Source organism: Pseudomonas sp. (assembly GCF_046581935.1).
Lineage (GTDB): Bacteria > Pseudomonadota > Gammaproteobacteria > Pseudomonadales > Pseudomonadaceae > Aquipseudomonas.
Genome location: NZ_JAYGFK010000027.1, coordinates 69,058 through 88,112, shown reverse-complemented (window position 1 = coordinate 88,112; position 19,055 = coordinate 69,058). Strand labels below are relative to the sequence as shown.

At 58.5% G+C, this 19,055-nt stretch carries 14 protein-coding genes; 4 read left to right on the top strand and 10 right to left on the bottom strand.

The window, feature by feature from the left end:
• Nucleotides 1-202 precede the first annotated feature (202 nt).
• From VCA57_RS21895 to acnB, 3 genes are all read right to left on the bottom strand, one after another.
• Nucleotides 203-781, bottom strand: a complete 579-nt coding sequence (locus VCA57_RS21895) for an ANTAR domain-containing response regulator (RefSeq protein ID WP_411187608.1) — start codon at nucleotides 779-781, stop codon at nucleotides 203-205.
• Between the two features lies 1 nt (nucleotide 782).
• Nucleotides 783-1,967 (bottom strand): CmpA/NrtA family ABC transporter substrate-binding protein, encoded by a 1,185-nt coding sequence (locus tag VCA57_RS21890; protein WP_411187606.1) that lies wholly within the window; start codon nucleotides 1,965-1,967, stop codon nucleotides 783-785.
• Between the two features lie 320 nt (nucleotides 1,968-2,287).
• Nucleotides 2,288-4,897: a bifunctional aconitate hydratase 2/2-methylisocitrate dehydratase gene (gene acnB, locus VCA57_RS21885; protein ID WP_411187810.1), complete on the bottom strand. Its 2,610-nt coding sequence runs from the start codon at nucleotides 4,895-4,897 to the stop codon at nucleotides 2,288-2,290.
• 406 nt (nucleotides 4,898-5,303) lie between these two features.
• Between acnB and VCA57_RS21880 the strand changes: the two genes are divergently transcribed.
• The gene (locus tag VCA57_RS21880; RefSeq protein WP_411187604.1) at nucleotides 5,304-5,780 is read left to right on the top strand and encodes a DUF1289 domain-containing protein; all 477 of its coding nucleotides are present in this window, start codon (nucleotides 5,304-5,306) and stop codon (nucleotides 5,778-5,780) included.
• A 60-nt stretch (nucleotides 5,781-5,840) separates the two neighbouring features.
• On the opposite strand, the gene VCA57_RS21875 is transcribed toward VCA57_RS21880, so the two are convergent.
• The gene (locus VCA57_RS21875; RefSeq protein ID WP_411187602.1) at nucleotides 5,841-6,704 is read right to left on the bottom strand and encodes a universal stress protein; all 864 of its coding nucleotides are present in this window, start codon (nucleotides 6,702-6,704) and stop codon (nucleotides 5,841-5,843) included.
• A 232-nt stretch (nucleotides 6,705-6,936) separates the two neighbouring features.
• On the opposite strand from VCA57_RS21875, the gene VCA57_RS21870 reads away from it, so the two are divergent.
• On the top strand, nucleotides 6,937-7,542 hold the full coding sequence (locus VCA57_RS21870) for a tRNA-(ms[2]io[6]A)-hydroxylase (protein ID WP_411187600.1): 606 nt from the start codon (nucleotides 6,937-6,939) through the stop codon (nucleotides 7,540-7,542).
• A gap of 49 nt (nucleotides 7,543-7,591) precedes the next feature.
• On the opposite strand, the gene VCA57_RS21865 is transcribed toward VCA57_RS21870, so the two are convergent.
• The 3 genes from VCA57_RS21865 to VCA57_RS21855 all read right to left on the bottom strand — a co-directional run bounded on the left by VCA57_RS21865 (nucleotide 7,592) and on the right by VCA57_RS21855 (nucleotide 10,258).
• Nucleotides 7,592-8,926 carry an SPFH domain-containing protein gene (locus VCA57_RS21865; protein WP_411187598.1) on the bottom strand — a complete coding sequence of 445 codons (1,335 nt, stop codon included), beginning with the start codon at nucleotides 8,924-8,926 and terminating at the stop codon, nucleotides 7,592-7,594.
• 99 nt (nucleotides 8,927-9,025) lie between these two features.
• Entirely contained in the window at nucleotides 9,026-9,757 is a 732-nt protein-coding gene (lpxH, locus tag VCA57_RS21860; protein ID WP_411187597.1) for a UDP-2,3-diacylglucosamine diphosphatase, read from the bottom strand.
• A gap of 6 nt (nucleotides 9,758-9,763) precedes the next feature.
• Complete coding sequence (locus VCA57_RS21855) at nucleotides 9,764-10,258, bottom strand: peptidylprolyl isomerase (protein WP_411187595.1); 495 nt, start codon at nucleotides 10,256-10,258, stop codon at nucleotides 9,764-9,766.
• 307 nt (nucleotides 10,259-10,565) lie between these two features.
• On the opposite strand from VCA57_RS21855, the gene VCA57_RS21850 reads away from it, so the two are divergent.
• Both VCA57_RS21850 and cysS read left to right on the top strand, forming a co-directional pair.
• Nucleotides 10,566-12,230, top strand: a complete 1,665-nt coding sequence (locus VCA57_RS21850; protein WP_411187593.1) for a glutamine--tRNA ligase/YqeY domain fusion protein — start codon at nucleotides 10,566-10,568, stop codon at nucleotides 12,228-12,230.
• A 144-nt stretch (nucleotides 12,231-12,374) separates the two neighbouring features.
• Nucleotides 12,375-13,757: a cysteine--tRNA ligase gene (cysS, locus tag VCA57_RS21845; RefSeq protein ID WP_411187591.1), complete on the top strand. Its 1,383-nt coding sequence runs from the start codon at nucleotides 12,375-12,377 to the stop codon at nucleotides 13,755-13,757.
• Nucleotides 13,758-13,862: 105 nt separating this feature from the next.
• Here cysS and VCA57_RS21840 read toward each other — a convergent pair whose 3' ends face one another.
• From VCA57_RS21840 to zapE, 3 genes are all read right to left on the bottom strand, one after another.
• On the bottom strand, nucleotides 13,863-16,136 hold the full coding sequence (locus VCA57_RS21840) for an ATP-dependent DNA helicase (RefSeq protein WP_411187589.1): 2,274 nt from the start codon (nucleotides 16,134-16,136) through the stop codon (nucleotides 13,863-13,865).
• Nucleotides 16,133-17,773 (bottom strand): VRR-NUC domain-containing protein, encoded by a 1,641-nt coding sequence (locus VCA57_RS21835; RefSeq protein ID WP_411187586.1) that lies wholly within the window; start codon nucleotides 17,771-17,773, stop codon nucleotides 16,133-16,135. The genes VCA57_RS21840 and VCA57_RS21835 overlap by 4 nt, the downstream gene beginning before the upstream one ends.
• 100 nt (nucleotides 17,774-17,873) lie before the next feature.
• A complete protein-coding gene (gene zapE / locus VCA57_RS21830; RefSeq protein ID WP_411187584.1) occupies nucleotides 17,874-18,995 on the bottom strand; it encodes a cell division protein ZapE in 1,122 nt (373 codons plus the stop codon).
• Nucleotides 18,996-19,055 lie beyond the last annotated feature (60 nt).

The window sequence follows — 19,055 nt, the reverse complement described above, 5'->3', positions numbered from 1 at the left end:
CGCCCGGAACCGTCCGAGCGACGTTGGCCAGTGCGCTGGCCAGGCGGCGAAGATAAACGTGCTGCAGCTCCAGTGTCTAGAGCAGTTTTGCTGAATTTTAGACGTACAGTTTTAGTCCCGTCAGGCGCACGCGAGCAACATCACCTGTGCTCAATGCTCAGCAGCCGCGCGCGTCGATGGCGCGTGCTGATAAGTGGCTGGATCAAGTCCCCAGCATGTCGTGCATGGCGATGATCTGTTCGGCAACCTGAACTAGCTTTTGCTGACGGCTCATGGCCTGGCGGCGCATCAGGGTGTAGGCCTCTTCCTCGTTACAGCTTTTCATCTTCATCAGTAGGCCTTTGGCGAGTTCGATGCGCTTGCGCTCGGCCAACTGGATGTCGCGGGCTTGCAACTGGGCGCGCAGCGCCTGGTCACTCTCGAAACGCGCCATGGCGACATCGAGGATCGGTTGCAGGCGTTGGGCATGGATGCCTTCGACGATGTAGGCGCTGACGCCACTCTGGATCGCCTGACGCATCACGCTGGGGTCATGCTCGTCGGTGAACATGACGATCGGACGCGGCTGGTCGCGGCTGACCAGCACCACCTGTTCCATCACATCGCGGCTGGGCGATTCGGTATCGATCAGAATCACGTCCGGGCGCACCGCCTCGACGCGCTCGGGCAGGTCGATAGTCAGGCCCGACTCGTCGATAACCTCGAAACCCGCCTCAATCAATGCGGCTCTTAGGCGGCCGACTTTCTTCGCGGTGTCATTGATCAGCAGAATGCGCAGCATGTTAGCGGCTCTCCAGCGAGTCGCCGCTCAGGGCATGTAGGGCAAAGCCGCGGGCATAGGCCGCCGGATCGCTGCCATCCCAACGGGTGCCATCAGCAAGCTGGCTGCTACGCATCGGTTCTGGAGTCGCCATGCCTAACTCTTGCGCTGCTTCACGGTAGAGGTCTATTTGCTGCACTTGGCGGGCGACGGCCAGGTAGTCGGGGTCACTGCGTAACAGGCCCCAGCGGCGAAATTGGGTCATAAACCACATACCGTCTGACAGGTAGGGCATGTTTACCGCGCCAGCTGCATGGAAACGCAGTGGATGAGCGTCCTGCCAGGCATGGCCAAGGCCGTCCTCATACTGGCCGAGGAAGCGCGGCAGAATGGCGGAGAGTGGCGCATTGACGTATTCGTGGCTGCTTAGCAGTTGCGCGGTGCTGCGTTTGTTTTCCTCGTCTTCATCAATAAAACGGCTGGCTTCCAGCACTGCCATAACCAGTGCGCGTGCGCTGTTGGGGTACTGCTGGACAAACGCCTGGGTGCAGCCCAGGACTTTCTCCGGGTGATCAGGCCAGATGGCTTGGATGGTGGTCAGGGTGCAGCCGAGGCTTTCTTCCACGGCCTTGGCTGTCCAGGGTTCGCCCACACAGAAACCGTCGATACGCTGGGCTTTTAAGTGCTCAATCATCTGCGGTGGCGGCACCACTACACTGTCGACGTCGCGCAGCGGATGAATACCTTGGCTGGCGAGCCAGTAGTACAGCCACATAGCGTGTGTGCCGGTGGGGAAGGTCTGGGCGAAGGTTAGGCGTGATTCATTTTGGTGCACGTAACGGCTCAGTGCTTCGCCGCTGGTCACGCCGGCCGCTTGCAGAGGTTGCGACAGATTGATGCTTTGGCCGTTCTGGTTGAGGCCCATGAGCACGGCCATATCCGTAGCCGGTGCACCACCCAAGCCGAGTTGAACGCCATAGATCAGCCCGTATAGGCTGTGCGCGGCGTCCAATTCACCGTTGAGCAACTTGTCCCGTAAACCTGCCCAGGAGGTTTGTCGATGCAGGTTTAGGGTCAGCCCATGTTTCTCGGCAAAGCCTTGGGTCGCGGCGACAATGACTGAGGCCGAGTCACTCAGGGCCATAAAGCCGATATTCAGTACCGGCTTTTCCGGTGCATTACTGCGGCTGATCTCGTGCTCGTTCATGGTGCTTTTCCTGTGCCCACACAAAAAGGTGCCGTGCCACTCGTTGCTACAGCCTGCGAGTGATACGACACCGTTGTCTAGTTGAAGTCTTTCCGCCGTTGGAAAGCTGAATTAAGCAAAGCAATGCATGTGCCAGTCAGTTCTGGTCTGCTTTAGATAGATCACATCCAGTTGCAGCAGAGGGTGCGCTGTTTGCTCTGGCGTTGCAGTCGTACACACAACATACGGCAATAGCGCTGGGTCTATGAATGGCGGCCTTAGACGAACGTAGGCACAAAAAAAGCCCCGCACTAGGCGGGGCTTTCTGGTGCGGCTAGCGCTTAGACCTGAACAGCAGGAATGTTAGCGTTTGCAGCGGCTTCACGGAACTCGGCGATCTGGTCGAAACTCAGGTAGCGGTATACGTCCGCTGCCATGGTGTCGATTTCTTTCGCGTAGACCATGTATTCCTCAACAGTCGGCAGTTTGCCTATGATCGAGGCAACAGCGGCCAGTTCGGCCGAAGCCAAGTAGACGTTGGCACCATCGCCCAGGCGGTTGGGGAAGTTACGCGTCGAGGTCGACACCACGGTGGAGTTCGGCTCAACGCGTGCCTGGTTACCCATGCACAGCGAGCAGCCCGGCATTTCCATGCGCGCGCCAGCTTTACCGTAGATACCGTAGTAGCCTTCTTCGGTCAGTTGATGCTGGTCCATCTTGGTCGGCGGCGACAGCCACAGACGAGTTGGCAGTTGACCTTTGACCTTGTCCAGCAGCTTACCGGCAGCGCGGAAGTGACCGATGTTGGTCATGCACGAACCGATAAATACTTCGTCGATCTTCTCGCCTTGCACGCTGGACAACAGACGAGCGTCGTCTGGGTCGTTTGGTGCGCATAGCACAGGCTCGTTGATTTCGGCCAGATCGATTTCGATGATCTCGGCGTACTCAGCGTCCTTGTCAGCTTCCATCAGCTTAGGATCAGCTAACCAAGCTTCCATCGCTTGGGCGCGGCGTTCCATGGTGCGGGCATCGCCGTAGCCTTCGCTGATCATCCAGCGCAGCAGGGTGATGTTCGAACGCAGGTACTCGGCAATGGCTTTTTCCGGCAGCTTGATGGTGCAACCGGCAGCGGAGCGCTCGGCAGAGGCGTCGGACAGCTCGAAAGCTTGTTCAACAGTCAGCTCGTCCAGGCCTTCGATTTCGAGGATGCGGCCAGAGAATATGTTCTTCTTGCCTTTCTTCTCGACGGTCAGCAGGCCTTTCTGGATGGCGGCATAAGGAATGGCATGCACAAGGTCACGCAGGGTGATACCCGGTTGCAGCTTACCTTTGAAACGCACCAATACCGACTCCGGCATGTCCAGCGGCATAACGCCAGTGGCAGCGGCGAAGGCCACCAGGCCGGAACCGGCCGGGAACGAGATACCGATTGGGAAGCGGGTGTGCGAGTCGCCACCAGTGCCGACGGTATCCGGCAGCAGCATGCGGTTCAGCCAGCTGTGGATGATGCCGTCGCCAGGACGCAGAGATACGCCGCCACGGGTGCGGATGAAATCCGGCAGGGTGTGGTGGGTGGTCACGTCGATCGGTTTTGGGTAGGCCGCGGTGTGGCAGAACGACTGCATAACCAGATCAGCGGAGAAGCCCAGGCAAGCCAGGTCTTTCAGCTCGTCACGGGTCATCGGGCCAGTGGTGTCCTGGGAACCGACGGTGGTCATCTTCGGTTCGCAGTAAGTGCCAGGGCGCACGCCTTGACCTTCTGCTAGACCGCAAGCCTTGCCGACCATTTTTTGCGCCAGGGTGAAACCCTTGGTGCTAGCCGCAGGCGGCTCAGGCAGCTTGAACAGATCGGTTGGGCCCAGGCCGAGTTCAGCGCGAGCTTTATCGGTCAAGCCGCGACCAATGATCAGCGGGATACGGCCGCCAGCGCGGACTTCGTCGAGCAGTACTGGGGTCTTCATTTCGAAGGTGGTCAGTACTTCGTCGGTGCCGTGCTTGCAGACTTTGCCAGCATGCGGGTACAGGTCGATCACGTCGCCCATGTGCATGTTGGACACGTCGAATTCGATTGGCAGTGCGCCGGCATCTTCCATGGTGTTGTAGAAGATTGGAGCGATTTTGCTGCCGAAGCAGAAGCCGCCTGCACGCTTGTTCGGTACGTTCGGGATGTCGTCGCCGAAGAACCACAGTACCGAGTTGGTCGCGGATTTGCGCGAGGAACCAGTACCGACAACGTCACCGACGTAGGCGATCGGGAAGCCGTCGCCACGCATGGCTTCGATTTGCTTCATCGGACCAGTTACGCCTTGCTCGTCCGGCACGATGCCTTCACGAGCCATTTTCAGCATGGCCAGGGCGTGCAGCGGGATGTCTGGACGCGACCAGGCATCAGGAGCAGGGGACAGGTCGTCGGTATTGGTTTCGCCGGTGACCTTGAATACGCGCAGGCTGATCTTGTCGGCCAGAGTCGGGCGGTTCTTGAACCACTCGCCGTCAGCCCAGGATTGCAGCACGCCTTTGGCGTGAGCGTTGCCATTTTTGGCTTTTTCAGCGACGTCGTGGAAGGCGTCGAACATCAGCAGGGTGTGCTTCAGTTGCTCAGCAGTCACGCTAGCCAATTCACTGTCGTCAAGCAGTTCAACCATAGTGGCGATGTTGTAACCGCCCTGCATGGTGCCCAGCAGTTCAACAGCGTGTTGCTTGCTGATCAGCGGGGAAGTGGCTTCGCCTTTGGCGATGGCAGAGAGGAAACCAGCCTTAACGTAGGCGGCTTCATCGACGCCTGGCGGCACGCGGTTGGTGATCAGGTCGAGCAGAACGGCTTCTTCGCCGGCTGGCGGGTTTTTCAGCAGCTCAATCAGGCTTGCGGTTTGTTCGGCGTTCAGCGGCTGGGGCACGATACCCTGAGCGGCACGCTCTGCTACATGTTTGCGATAGGCTTCAAGCACAGTTTTTACCCTCATCAGTGGTCCCAAAGGGTTATCCGGGACGCGATCCAGAAAGCATCGAGCCAGGCGCTTCGTGGCTTTATGGGCCGCTCAGCCGAGGTTTCGCTGCTTTCTTGCAGAAGCTGTTTTCAAAGTTTTACGCCGGCAGGACGGTTGGGATGAGGGCTGGTGTCGGCTCTTGGCGGGTAGCTCAAGGGTCGACACCAACATCGAACCTGCAGGGTTGACTGTGCTCGTGACGCTTTGAAAACAGCTTCCAACGGACGTTGCTGCCTTTAAAAGGCCGGCCGATTCTACTGGAAAGCTTTCATAAAGTTAAGCCAAAGGCCCCGCTTATCTGGGGGTGATCTGCCTTAGACAAAGGGCTAAGATGCCACCCTGTCCGCCAGTGCCCATGCCTCTCGTTATGTCCAACCAGCGTATCAAAACCCCTTGTGTCGGCCTGTGCTCCACTGTTTACGGTGATGTGGTGTGTCGTGGCTGCAAGCGATTTCATCATGAGGTGATCAATTGGAACGGCTATGACGACGAGGCCAAGCATGCTGTCTGGCTGCGTCTAGAAGTACTGCTGGTTCAAGTAATGGCGGCCAAGGTCGAGGTTTTTGATGTCGATCGTCTGCGCATGCAGCTTGAGCAGCGGCAGATTCGTTTCGTGCCCCAGCAGTCGCCATATTGTTGGGCGTATCAACTAATCGCCCGTGGCGCGCGGGTGATCAGTCAGCTGGAGGCTTACGGTATGGTGCTACTGCCGGAGTTTCGCGAGTGGAGCCTGCCCGAATTACGCGATGCGATAGATCGCGAATTCTTTCTACTGTCCGAAGCGCATTACGAGCGCTATATCGCACCACGCTTTCTCCGTGATGGTTTGGATGTCGGGGAGTGATGCTGGCGATTAACCAACAAAGCCGCCCGAGGGCGGCTTTGTTGTCGTTGCGGTCGCTGTTTAGTGCTGGGTAACCAGCTCTTCCAGGTGGGCAATGATGTCGTCTGGCTTGAGCACCAGGATGTCGCTTTCCAGTGAGTCGAGAATGACCTCTGCGGTGTTGCCGATCAGTGCGCCTGAAAGCCCGGTACGCGCGACAGTGCCGATCACCGTGACCCCTGCATTAAGCAGGCGTGCCGTGTGCGGGATGACTGCATCAGCTGGGCCTTCAGTGATGTGCAGGTGCGCATCGCTTATGCCGTATTCGGCCTGGAAGGTTTTGCATTGGTCGCGGTAGCGCGTTTCTATGGTCTCCTTGAGCTGAAAGGTCGGGTCGGCAGCGGAGAGCATCGGTGTCGGGTAGGAGCTGATTACATGCAGCTGGGCGTTGGCCAAACCGGCAATATCGTAGCCGTGGCTGACAATGCTGCGGTGCAAGGTGCGATGTTCGCCATCGGCGTTGCCCACATCGACGGCGGCCAGGATCACGCTGCCGGCCCAAGGTTTGTCGGTCTTCACCATTAATACCGGAGCAGGGCAGTAGCGCAGCAGCTTCCAGTCATCGGGCGTCAGCAGCGCCTTTTTCAACGGGTTGTCGGGGAAGTGTTGTTTGATCACTAAGCCGCAGCCCTCAGCCTGTTGCACATTGATGATGGTCTGATGCTGATTGTCATTCCAGGCTTGCTGGCTCGTGGTATTGAAGCCTTCACTGTTGAGCATGCCAGTCAGATCACGCAGGTAACTGGTGTGGTCCCCTTTTTTGTCGCACACCAGCAGGTGCAGCTGTGATTGGGTCACGCCGGCAATCATCTTGGCGCGTTTTAAGGCCAGGCTTTCTGCATGGTTAGGCTCAATTACCACCAGGATGCTGCGTATAGCTTGCATGATCGTCTCCATGTGCGCTCAGTTGGACTGCGTACCACTATAGATCGCGGCGAGTTGCTCTGTGTTTGATCGATATCAATCGGGTGGCTGTTCGCGTGCTCATTCGTATAATGGCGGCCCTGTTAGCCACACCACTCAAGCCCGCCCATTTTTGTGAATTTATGTATCTGCTAGCCGAAAACGACTGTTTTAGTGTAGAGCCCAGCTTTCCCTTGGTGTTGAAGGTGGGTCTGTGAACCTGCCGGAGATTCATCAGTTTCTTGGTTGTCGCACGCCGGCTGCCTGGATTACAGCCGCTCTGGCTGACCAGCAGACCTTGCTGATTGATCACAAGAACTGCGAATTCAAGGCGGCCAGCACAGCCCTGAGTCTGATGGCCAAATACAGCACCTATGTTGACTTGCTCAATGCCATGTCGCGCTTGGCGCGTGAAGAGTTGGTGCACCATGAGCAGGTGCTGCGCATCATGAAACGCCGCAAGATTGGCCTGCGTCCGGTATCGGCGGCGCGCTACGCCTCAGGCTTGCGCAAGGTGGTGCGTACTCATGAGCCGCACAAGCTGGTGGATACCCTGGTGGTCGGTGCGTTTATCGAGGCACGCAGTTGCGAGCGTTTCGAAGCGTTAGTGCCGCACTTGGATGAGGAGCTGGGCAAGTTCTACTTCGGGTTACTGAAAAGCGAAGCGCGGCATTTCCAAAATTACCTGAAGCTGGCTTATCAGTACGGCGATGAGCGTGACGTCAACCAGGCCATTGAGCGGGTGAGGGCGGCGGAGCGTGAGTTGATTGAGTCGCCAGACACTGAGTTTCGGTTTCACAGCGGCATTCCGCCGCTGTGAAACCAAAAAAGCGCCCAGGAGGGCGCTTTTTTCTAGGATCGCCGCGCTGCTATTGCTGCACTTTCAGGTCCAGTGACAAGTCACGTGCGGCTTTAGTGGCCAATACGCCCATCAGTTGGCTGATTTCATCCTGACGGCTGCTGGCACCTTCGTTACCACCGCCCATCATCACGCTGGGAACTGGTGCCTGGGCAGCGGCTTCGGCCCAAACTTTGTTGATGGCAACCAGTGCATCGAGCTTGGGTTGTAGCGCGCCGTCAGCCTTGATCACCGCTTCACGCGCATAGGCATCGGCGTCGGCGGTGATTTTTGTTGCATCGGCAGTGATAGCTGCTTTGTCGCGCAGTAACTCGGCGGTTTGTTTCTCGATCTCGGCGCGGCCTTTTTCCCGTTCGGCATTGATTCGTGCCAGTTGCTTTTCGGTTTCCGCTTGGGTGGTGCGTTCAATCTGATCGCGCAGGGTTTCCTGGCGGCGCGCTTCTACTTCTTTTTCACCGCGAGCGGTGACCAGTAGCTTTTCTTCCTCTTCCTTCAAGCGGTTTTGCCTTGCCACGGCGAGTTCAGCGAGTGCTTGTTGCACCTTGACCATGCGCTGCTTGTATTGCGGGTTGGGGTCGACGTTGGTGATGCGCGCTTCAACAACTTCTACGCCATATTTACGGAACTGCTGCTGCTTGCGCACCGGGATGCCTTTGCTGTCCATGACCTTCTCGGTGACGAATTGGCTGACATTGTTGTCACCGAACGCACCTTGCTCAGTACCGGCCTGCAGAATAGCCGTCTGGCTAGGTTGATGACCACGTGGGCCACGGATTTCCTTACGTTTGATCAGGTACAGACCATCGTTGAGCTGGTTTTCGAACTCGGCGGCGAACTCGCTACGTGCGCCGGCATAGAAGTCGTCAGCGCTCATCAGCGAGGCCGTAGCTTGCAGGGTTTCTTTGATGGCCGGAACTAGGGCGGTTTTGATGAAGTTTTCCGGGTTGCGGTATTCCTGGGCGATTTTCAGGAATGGCTCGCCTGCAGGCAGGCGAAAGCGGGCGGAGGATTCAACTTTGGCATCGACGTTGCCAAGAAACACGATGGGGAAGGCTTCGATGGTGGCGCCAAGCGAATCGTTGTCGCTGCTGTCGTCGATGGCCAGGGCTTCGGTGAGCACCGATTGCACGCTTAGGGCCTTTTTCCAGGCAGTGGCGCGGCCGAACCACTTGGTAGCGTAGCCGACGTCATCGACCACTTTTTCTTCGCCAAAGATGGTGCGCACGTGAGTGGCAAAACCGGATTCGTTGTAGAAAAACACGCCGTTGAATATCACGAAGCTCGCCGCAACCAGTACGGCGGGGGCAATGGCGTATTTTAGGATGTGTTCCTTGTTGATCAGCATGATCGGTCCCTGATGGCGTTTTGAGGTCGCCGATGCTGATGATCGACGAATCGTCCGTCAAGAGGAGCCGTTCAGTGCTTTGTGCGCGCCGTCAAAGTTTCAAGCAGGAGCCAGTTCGAAGGCGCTTTGTTGCAGTCCCTGGCGGTCAACTTGCAGCGCCCAGCCCTGTTTATCCCAGTCACCGAGGACGATGCGTTGGGCAGGCTGGCCATTGACCTGCAGCTGATGGGTTGCCGGTCGATGGGTGTGGCCGTGGATCAGGGTGCGCACGCGGTGAGCTGCCATGATGAGTGGTACTTCACCTGGGGTGACGTCGACTATTTCGCTGGCTTTCATGCGGGTTTGCGTGCGGCTTTCATTGCGCAGCTTGCGCGCCAGCTTTTGCCGTGTGCTCAGCGGCAGGTTGCGCAAGACAAACTTGGAAATAGGGTTGCGCAGCCAGCGGCGCAACTTCATATAGCTGATGTCCTGGGTGCACAAGCTGTCGCCGTGCATCAGTAGCGTGCGCTCGCCGTTAAGTTCGATCACGCACGGGTCAGGTAATAAGGTGCAACCCGCTTCCTGGCAAAAGGCTTTGCCGATCAGGAAGTCACGATTGCCATGCATCAGATAGATGCGCGTGCCGCGTTCGCTGAGGTTGCGCAGCGCTTGGGCAATCGTGCGTTGAAATGGCGTGATGGCATCGTCGCCGATCCACACTTCGAAGAAGTCGCCGAGGATGTACAGGGCGTCGGCGTGAATTGCGCGAGTTTCGAGAAAATGCAGAAACGCCCGGCTGATATCCGGGCGCTCCTGTTCTAAATGCAAATCTGAGATCAGTAGAATACTCATTAAAATCTATTCGACGATCTCGGCGCGCTCGATGATTACGTCTTCAACCGGTACATCCTGGTGGCCAGATTTGCTGGTGGTGTCCACGGCTTTGATTGCCTCAACCACGTCCATGCCTTCAACCACTTCACCAAATACCGCATAGCCCCAGCCTTGAACGGTCGGCGCGCTGTGGTTGAGGAAGCTGTTGTCACCCACGTTGATAAAGAATTGTGCGGAGGCTGAATGCGGCTCCATGGTGCGGGCCATGGCTACGGTGCCGATTTTGTTGGCTACGCCGTTGTTAGCTTCGTTCTTGATTGGTGCGCGGGTAGTTTTCTGCTTCATGCCCGGCTCAAAGCCACCGCCCTGGATCATGAAGTTACTGATTACCCGGTGGAAAACGGTGTTGTCGTAATGACCTTCTTTGACGTATTGCTTGAAGTTGGCCACGGTTTCCGGCGCTTTGTCTTCAAACAGGTTAAGGGTGATAACGCCGTGGTTGGTGTGCAGCTTGATCATGTAGGTAATCGCTCTGTCGATAAATCCGTACGCCGGTTCAATTTCCAGTAAAGGCAGTTGAAGCGGTTCGTGGGCCTGTCAGGGGGTTGACAGCTTCGGCTATGATAAGCGCTTTGTATAAGTCGGCCTACCCTGACGAGCCAGTCAACAAGTTGCTGCATATTGGCTATACGGCATTGAAAGCGTCCCCTGAATGCTCGTTTACCTCAGTAAACGCTGCTTTTTGGTCAGATTCGCCACCGTTTAGCTAGCACTGACACCTGTTTGAATTGGCTCTGAACAGCGCCCCGTACTCGCCAAGGACCCCATGAGCAAGCCAGAAACTGTCGCCGCCGCTAACTTTCTTCGTCCTATCGTTCAGGCTGATCTGGACGCCGGCAAACACGCGAAAATTATCACCCGCTTTCCTCCGGAGCCCAACGGCTACCTGCATATCGGCCATGCCAAATCGATCTGCTTGAACTTCGGCCTGGCCAAGGAGTTTGGTGGCGAGTGCAATTTGCGCTTTGATGACACCAATCCGGCCAAGGAAGATCAGGAGTACATCGACGCGATCAAGAGTGATGTGCAATGGCTGGGGTTTCAGTGGGCCGGTGAGGAGCGTTATGCCTCTAACTACTTCGACCAACTGCATGATTGGGCCATTGAGCTGATCAAAGCGGGCAAGGCATTTGTCTGTGACCTTAATGGCGAAGAAATGCGCGCTTACCGCGGTAGCTTGACTGAGCCGGGTAAGAACAGCCCGTTCCGTGAGCGCTCCGTCGAAGAGAACCTTGATCTGTTCGCCCGCATGAAGGCCGGCGAATTCGCTGATGGCGTGCGTTCGCTGCGCGCGAAGATCGACATGGCCTCGCCGAACATCAACCTGCGCGACCCGATCCTCTATCGCATTCGCCATGCCCATCACCACCAGACGGGTGACAAGTGGTGCATCTACCCGAGCTATGACTTCACCCACGGCCAGTCGGACGCCATCGAAGGCGTGACGCACTCTATCTGCACCTTGGAGTTTGAAGACCATCGCCCGCTGTACGAATGGTTCCTGGCGCAATTGCCGGTGCCGGCGCAGCCGCGTCAGTACGAATTTGCGCGCCTTAACTTGAATTACACCATCACCAGCAAGCGCAAGCTCAAGCAGCTTGTTGATGAGAAGCACGTCAATGGCTGGGATGACCCGCGTATGTCGACCCTCTCGGGTTTCCGCCGTCGTGGTTACACCCCTGCGTCGATCCGCACCTTCTGCGACATGATCGGCGTCAACCGCGCGGGCGGCGTGGTGGATGTGGGCATGCTTGAATTTGCCATCCGTGACGACCTCGACGCCAACGCCGCGCGCGCCATGTGCGTGCTCAAACCGCTGAAAGTCGTGATCACCAACTACCCAGAAGGTCAGATCGAGAACCTGGAGCTGGCGCGCCATCCGAAACAGGATATGGGCGTGCGCGTGTTGCCGTTCAGTCGTGAAATCTATATCGATGCAGGCGACTTTGAAGAAGTCCCGCCGGCCGGCTTCAAGCGTCTGATCCCTGGTGGCGAAGCCCGTCTGCGCGGCAGCTACGTGATTCGCGCTGACGAAGCGATCAAGGATGCTGACGGCAACATCGTCGAACTGCGTTGCAGCTATGACGAAAACACCCTGGGCAAGAACCCCGAAGGTCGCAAGGTCAAGGGCGTGATCCACTGGGTGCCGGCGGCTGAAAGCGTTGAGTGTGAAGTGCGCCTGTACGACCGTTTATTCCGCTCCGCCAACCCGGAGAAGGACGAAGAGGGCGGCAGCTTCCTCGATAACATCAACCCGGACTCGCTGGTGGTGCTCAAGGGCTGTCGCGCCGAGCCGTCGCTGGCCAATGCCGTACCGGAAGAACGCTTCCAGTTCGAGCGAGAAGGCTACTTCTGTGCCGATATCAAAGACAGCCAGCCGGGTGCGCCGGTGTTTAACCGCACTGTGACCCTACGCGACTCCTGGGCTTAAACCTGGCCGGATCTGCGGCGCATTAGCGAGGCGGCGTTAAAGCCGCCGCGCTTCAGCTCGCAATATCCGCAATAGGCGCGATGCTCACAGGCTTTGATTAGAACCGGGTCGGTATGCTGGCCCGTGGTTTTCCAAGGAATCCCGATGCTCTCGATCTACAACACGCTGACCAAAAGCAAAGATGTCTTGAAACCGCTGGTGGGTAACCAGGTGCGCATGTACGTGTGCGGCATGACGGTTTATGACTTCTGTCATATCGGTCATGCGCGGGTGATGGTGGCGTTCGATGTGGTGACTCGCTGGCTGCGCCATCGCGGCTATGAGGTGACCTACGTACGCAATATCACCGACATCGACGACAAGATCATCAAGCGCGCCAATGACAATGGCGAGCCGTTCGAGGCACTGGTCGAGCGCATGATCGCGGCCATGCATGAAGACGAAGCGCGCCTGAATGTGCTGCGACCCGATCAGGAGCCTCGCGCCACTGATCATATCGCCGGCATGCATCAGATGATTCAAACCCTGATCGACAAAGGCTTTGCCTATGCCCCCGGCAATGGTGATGTGTATTACCGCGTCGGCAAATTCGTCGGCTACGGCAAGCTGTCGCGCAAGAAAATCGAAGACCTGAAAATCGGTGCGCGCATCGAGGTTGATGAAGCCAAACAGGACCCACTGGATTTTGTCTTGTGGAAGGGCGTCAAGCCGGGCGAGCCGAGCTGGCAGTCGCCGTGGGGCGCAGGTCGCCCAGGCTGGCATATCGAGTGCTCGGTGATGTCGACCTGCTGCTTGGGTGAGACCTTCGACATTCACGGCGGTGGCCCGGACCTGGTGTTCCCGCACCACGAGAACGAAATCGCGCAGAGCGAGGCGGCCACCGGCAAGCTTTACGCCAATGCCTGGATGCACGCCGGCGCGGTACGCGTGGATGGCGAGAAGATGTCCAAGAGCCTGGGCAATTTCTTCACCATTCGTGAGGTGCTGGAGAAGTATCACCCAGAGGTGGTGCGCTACTTGCTGGTGTCCAGCCACTACCGCAGCGCGATCAACTACTCCGAAGACAGCCTGCGCGAAGCCAAGGGCGCGCTTGAGCGCTTCTACAACGCACTCAAAGGCTTGCCTAAAGTCGCTGCGGCGGGCGGTGAGGCCTTTGTTGAGCGCTTTGCTGCGGCCATGGACGATGACTTCAACTCGCCAGAAGCCTGCGCCGTGCTGTTCGAGTTGGCGCGTGAGATCAACCGTCTGCGTGACAGCGATGTGCACGCGGCTGCTGGTCTTGCTGCACGTTTGCAGGAACTGGCGGGTGTGCTGGGTGTGCTGCAGCTTGAGCCTGAGGCGTTTCTGCAGGCAGGTGCTGCTGGCAAGGTTGATGCGGCTGAGGTTGAAGCCTTGATCGCGGCGCGTCTGCAAGCTCGCGCCGAGAAGAACTGGGCTGAGTCTGACCGCATCCGCGACCAGATAACCGCCATGGGCGTGGTGCTGGAAGACAGCAAGGGCGCTACGACTTGGCGTTTGGCTGACTAGCGTTGTTGCTGGATTGAAAAGGCCGCTTTCGAGCGGCCTTTTTATTGCATGTGGTTTGCTCGGTTTATATCTCCGGTTGTGGACGCCGAGAGGCGTTTTAGCGCATCACAGGCGGTATGGCTCGACCTTCCACCAGGCCGGTAGCAGGTCTTTGATTTTGCTCTGGCCGAAGCGATCGTCGAGCAGGTAGACCACGCCGCGATCATCGGTGGTGCGGATCACGCGGCCGGCGGCTTGCACGACCTTTTGGATGCCGGGATAGAGGTACGCGTAATCGTAGCCATGCGCCTCGCCGAACATCTGTTGCATGCGCGCTTTGACTTCTTCATTAACCTCGTTGACCTGCGGCAGGCCGAGGGTGGCGATAAACGCACCGATCAAGCGTTTGCCAGGCAGGTCGATACCTTCACCGAACGCGCCGCCGAGCACGGCAAAGCCAATGCCCTCGGAGTGCAGGGTGAAGTTATCGAGGAAACTCTGGCGCTCGCCCTCGTTCATGCTGCGGGTTTGCACGCTGGTGGGAATCTCTGGGTGCAGTGACCGGAACAACTCGCGCACCTGCTCCAGGTAGGCGTAGCTGCTGAAGAACGCCAAGTAATTACCGGGTTGCTGTCGGTACTGTTGCGCCATCAGGCGGCAGATCGGGGCCAGACTGGAAGCGCGATGTTGGTAGCGGGTCGACAGGTTGCGCACTACGCGCACGCTGAGCTGTTCGGCGGCGAAGGGCGAGGCCACGTCCAGCCATTGTGCTTCTTCGGGCAGGCCCAGCAGGTCGCGGTAATAGTTGTCTGGCCGCAGGGTGGCGGAAAACAGCGTGGAGGTATGTGCGTCGCTAAAGCGACTGGCCAGAAACGGCGCGGGAACGACGTTGCGTAGGCACAAGGTGGTGTCGATGCTCAGCGCCTGGGCTGTTTGCCGGCTGATGTCGAACAGTGAGTGCGGGCCGTAGGCTTCGCTCAGGCGGCAGAACAGCATGGCATCCAGGTAGAACTGCAGCAGGATGGGCTCGTTGCCGTTGGGTTGTTCGGTCAGGTGGTCGGTGATCGCGCTGACGGCCTTTTGCAGCGCGGCAACAAATAGATCAGGGATCAGCGGATAAATCTGGTAGTCGCCTTCCTGCATCCGGTTGAGTTGTTCCCAGTGTCGGCTGACCCGTTGCAGGGCGCTGCGCAAGCCGCCTGGTGCACGCTGGCAGAGTTGGTGAAACAAGGCTTGATCAAGCTCGGCGGTGTACATGCCTCGGGCGCGGTCGACCAGGTTGTGCGCCTCGTCCACCAGCACGGCGACGCGCCATTCATTGAGCAGCGTCAGGCCATAGAGCAGGGCGCTCATGTCGAAGTAATAGTTGTAATCGCACACCACCACATCGGCCCAGCGGCAGAGTTCCTGGCTGAGGTAGTAGGGGCACACCTGATGTTGCAGGGCGATGCGCCGAACCTGCTCATGGGTTAGCCAGCCATGCTCCAAGGCGGCGAGGCGGGCGGCGGGTAGTCGATCATAAAAGCCCTTGGCCAGCGGGCAGGATTCACCATGGCAGCTTTTGTCCGGGTGCTCGCAGGCTTTATCACGCGCGACGTGCTCGAGTACGCGTAACGGTGTCGCAAGCTCGGGTTCGCGCAGGCTGTGCAAGGCATCGAGGGCCAAGCGCCGGCCGGGGGTTTTGGCCGTGAGGAAGAACAGCCGATCCAGTTGCTGGCCGGGCATGGCCTTGAGCTGCGGGAACAGCGTGCCGAGGGTTTTGCCGATGCCCGTGGTGGCTTGTGCCAGCAGGGTGTGGCCGTCACGGGCGCTGCGATACACCGCTTCGGCGAGCTGGCGTTGGCCGTGGCGAAACTGCGGGTAGGGGAAGCTCAAGGTATTCAGGTAATCGTCACGCTGTTCGCGGTGGGCTTCCTGCTGTTGCGCCCAGAACAGAAAGCGCCGGCACTGTTGTTCGAAGAAGAGTTGCAATTGGCCGGCGCTGAGTTCTTCAACAAACGCATGCTCGGCGTGGCTCATGACGTCGAAATACACCACCGCCAGCTCCAGCTTTGGCAAACCCAGTTGCTGGCAGAGCAGCCAGCCATACACCTTGACCTGTGCCCAGTGCAGCAAGCGATGGTTGGCGGGGATACGGCTAATGTCGCCACGGTGGGTTTTGATTTCTTCCAGGCGATTGGCCACCGGGTCATAGCCGTCCGCTCGGCCACTGACCAGCAGCCCTTGATAGCTGCCGCTCAAGGGGTATTCGGCGAGGTAGTGCTCACCTCGTCGGCCGACCACGGTTTGATGGCCGGCCATGCCTTCCTGGGCGGTGGGCGACGGGGTGAAGCGCAGGTCGAGGTCGCCTTCTTTGGCAGTGAACTCACACAGCGCGCGTACTGCGACCCGATAACTCATGCTTCAAGCCAGCTCACGTAACACACATCGACGGCAATGCTGTGTTGCGCGGCGAACGCTAGCCAGCGTTTCTGGTTGTCTTGCAGGCGGTCGCCGGGGCCTTTTACTTCGATCATGCGGTAGCGCTGTTGCTGCGGGTAAAACTGAATGAGGTCAGGCATGCCCGCGCGGTTAGCTCTGAGGTCTAGCAGCATGCGCTTGAAGCAGGCTTGTAGGTGCTGCGCGGGAATGCACTGCAGGGCCATTTGCAGCAAGGGTTCATCAAGCAGCGTCCAGAATACGAACGGTGACTGGATGCCGAATTTGGCCTGGTAACGCTCAAGCAGCAGCTGCGGGTAGTCGGGTTGTTCAAGCCGCGCCAAGCACGCATCAAACAGTGCTTGGCGTCTCGGGTAAAACTCCGCGCTGTGAAGATCTACCGGGCCATTGTGAAAGGGATGAAAGAACGCGCCGGGCAATGGCGCGAAGATGGCATCCCAACAGAGCAGGCCGAACAAGCTGCAGAGCAGGGTGTTCTCCACGTAGTACACCGGCGCGTCATCCTCCTGCAGGTGATCGCGCACAGCGATTTCCACGCTGCCATGCGCCGGTGCTGGCAAGTTCAGGTCGAGCCGTGACGGGGCAGGTGTTTTGGGTCGTGGGTTTGCTGGCAAGCCGAGTTTGCGCTTCAAGCGTGTTAGCGCGCGCTCAAGGCGTTGGCTTTCTTCATCACTGCCAGGCTGTTGGCTGAAAGTCAGCGCGTGCTCATGGGCCTGGGCATCGTGCCCCAGTTGTTCGAGCACCCGAATCTGCCGCCAGCGTGCTTGCTCATGGGCGCTGCGCTGATAGAGGGGCAGGGCCGCATCCAGCTCGCCCTGCTTTTCCAGTTGCTGGGCGATTTGAAACAACAGGCGGGATTGCCGGCTGCACAGATAAGGGTTGGCTGATGTGAAGGTCAGCAGGGTTGGCAACAGCGTCTCGACGGCTTCGCCTTCGGCAAAGCGCAGCCTTAGTTCGCGTAGGTGCAGGTAGTCGTCGACATCTTGCCGACACTGAAAACCACGCGACTGCGGGCTGATGTCCACGGCCTCGTAGCGATAAATGCCGAGATCGGCCAGGACAAACTCGGACCAGTCCTGCGCCAAATTGCCAAAGAACAGTAAGCGCAGGCGGTCGCAGAGTTCACTGACCTGCAGGCTCAGCAGTCGATCATCCAGGCCCGGGCACCAGTCGGCAAAGGCTTGCGCGGGTAACGCCTGAGCCAGCAATTGCTCGATCAACTCGCTCTTTTTCTGCGCGGCGCGCCGGTCCGTTACGGGCAGGTGCTGCAGCAGTTCATCCTTGCGCAGCAAGTCGGTAATTTCAGTGGTACTCAGCGCGGCCTGTTCGCTCACCCAGTCCAATTTGAGTAAGGCTTTGGCAGCGCTTAGGCAGTCGCCAATTTCCGCGTAGTCGAGTTTGCTCAGGCGGAAATGACAGCCTCGGCGCATGATCATCCGCACCAATAGCGCCTGTGCCTGCCATTCCAGCTGATGGAAGGCTGTAATAAAGACCTGCTCTTCAGCTGTCAGCAAATCGGCATAGCGCTCGGCCACCCAGGCGAGTGCAGTGCGGAAGTTGTTGAGGTAATAGAGTTCGGGAGGCAGCAAGGCGGGCATGGCGTTGATCACTGTATTCTTGTACAGGATTGTCCGCGTTGCAGCGTGATTGAGCAACCGCCAGCAGTGCTGGCTTTTGTTTGCCGGCTAAGCGGCCGGTTTAGGCACCGAAGCGTTGCAGTTGCATTTCCTGCAGGCGGCTCAGGGTGCGGCGAAAGGCGAAACTCAGGTAACCCTCGGTATAGAGTTCAGCCAAGGGCACTTGGGCTTCGAGATACAGCGGCACTTTGCGGTCGTAGCACTCATCCACCAGGGCGATAAAGCGTCGCACGCTGTCATCCTTGACTGACAGCGCCGGCAATTGCCGATCACCCGCGTGTACGCGCTCCACACCGTCTTCGGTGCCACGGGCGATTTTCGCCTCGCGTTGTGCGCTGCTCAGGTTCGGCACTTCGCTCAGCAAGATGGCGCGGAAACGGTCGCACAAGGCGATAAAGTCCTGCGCGGCCAGCGGCTGATCGCATAGATCGGTAAAACGGCACCAGAGTACGTCGGCGCAGCTGCGCACTATTGCGACAGTTCGCGTGCCCACGCTCAAGGGTTGATCGCTGCTGGGCTTGCCGGCGGCCAGTTCGCTGAACTGCCTGCTCAGCACACTGGGCAAGCCCGGCGTGGCGACCCAGTAGCGGATTTGCGCAGTGCCGGGGTGCAGGCGATGGTCTTGCTCGCCATCGATGCTCACCACCTGCATATGCCGCTGCAAGGCTGCCACTGCCGGTAGAAAGCGCTCGCGGTTGAACCCTTCGGCGTAGAGCAGTTCCGGTGGTTGATTCGAGGTGGCGACCAGCACCACACCTTGCTCGAACATCACCTGAAACAAGCGTCCGAGAATGATCGCGTCGCCGATATCGTTGACGAACAGCTCGTCGAAACACAGCACGCGGACCTCGTGACTCAGCTCCACCGCCAGCGCCTGCAAAGGGTCAGGCGTGCCCGTGAGCTGGAACAGGCGCATATGCACCCAGCGCATAAAGTGGTGAAAGTGCTGACGCCGCGCCGGGACTTGCAGACCTTTGTAGAAAATGTCCATCAGCCAGGTTTTGCCACGGCCAACCGGCCCCCACAGGTACACGCCATGCACGGCTTGGTTTGTGGGATTCTGCTGCAAGGCTTGTTGGCAGTCGTGCAGGGCTTGGGCTGCCAGCCACTGCGCGGGGTCGGATTTAAAACCGTCGTGGTCGATGGCGTGTTGGTAGGCGGTCAAGGGGGAATCGTTGGGCATAAAGGCGCACGCACTACTGGGAACGTGGCGCTTTATAGCCTGTGCTTATGCACTTGCGCC

Excerpts from the sequence above, each read along its gene's own strand:
- VCA57_RS21895 (WP_411187608.1), bottom strand. The coding sequence starts at position 781 with ATGCTGCGCATTCTGCTGATCAATGACACCGCGAAGAAAGTCGGCCGC.
- VCA57_RS21890 (WP_411187606.1), bottom strand. The coding sequence starts at position 1,967 with ATGAACGAGCACGAGATCAGCCGCAGTAATGCACCGGAAAAGCCGGTA.
- VCA57_RS21880 (WP_411187604.1), top strand. The coding sequence starts at position 5,304 with ATGTCCAACCAGCGTATCAAAACCCCTTGTGTCGGCCTGTGCTCCACT.
- VCA57_RS21875 (WP_411187602.1), bottom strand. The coding sequence starts at position 6,704 with ATGCAAGCTATACGCAGCATCCTGGTGGTAATTGAGCCTAACCATGCA.
- VCA57_RS21865 (WP_411187598.1), bottom strand. The coding sequence starts at position 8,926 with ATGCTGATCAACAAGGAACACATCCTAAAATACGCCATTGCCCCCGCC.
- lpxH (WP_411187597.1), bottom strand. The coding sequence starts at position 9,757 with ATGAGTATTCTACTGATCTCAGATTTGCATTTAGAACAGGAGCGCCCG.
- VCA57_RS21855 (WP_411187595.1), bottom strand. The coding sequence starts at position 10,258 with ATGATCAAGCTGCACACCAACCACGGCGTTATCACCCTTAACCTGTTT.
- VCA57_RS21850 (WP_411187593.1), top strand. The coding sequence starts at position 10,566 with ATGAGCAAGCCAGAAACTGTCGCCGCCGCTAACTTTCTTCGTCCTATC.
- cysS (WP_411187591.1), top strand. The coding sequence starts at position 12,375 with ATGCTCTCGATCTACAACACGCTGACCAAAAGCAAAGATGTCTTGAAA.
- VCA57_RS21840 (WP_411187589.1), bottom strand. The coding sequence starts at position 16,136 with ATGAGTTATCGGGTCGCAGTACGCGCGCTGTGTGAGTTCACTGCCAAA.
- VCA57_RS21835 (WP_411187586.1), bottom strand. The coding sequence starts at position 17,773 with ATGCCCGCCTTGCTGCCTCCCGAACTCTATTACCTCAACAACTTCCGC.
- zapE (WP_411187584.1), bottom strand. The coding sequence starts at position 18,995 with ATGCCCAACGATTCCCCCTTGACCGCCTACCAACACGCCATCGACCAC.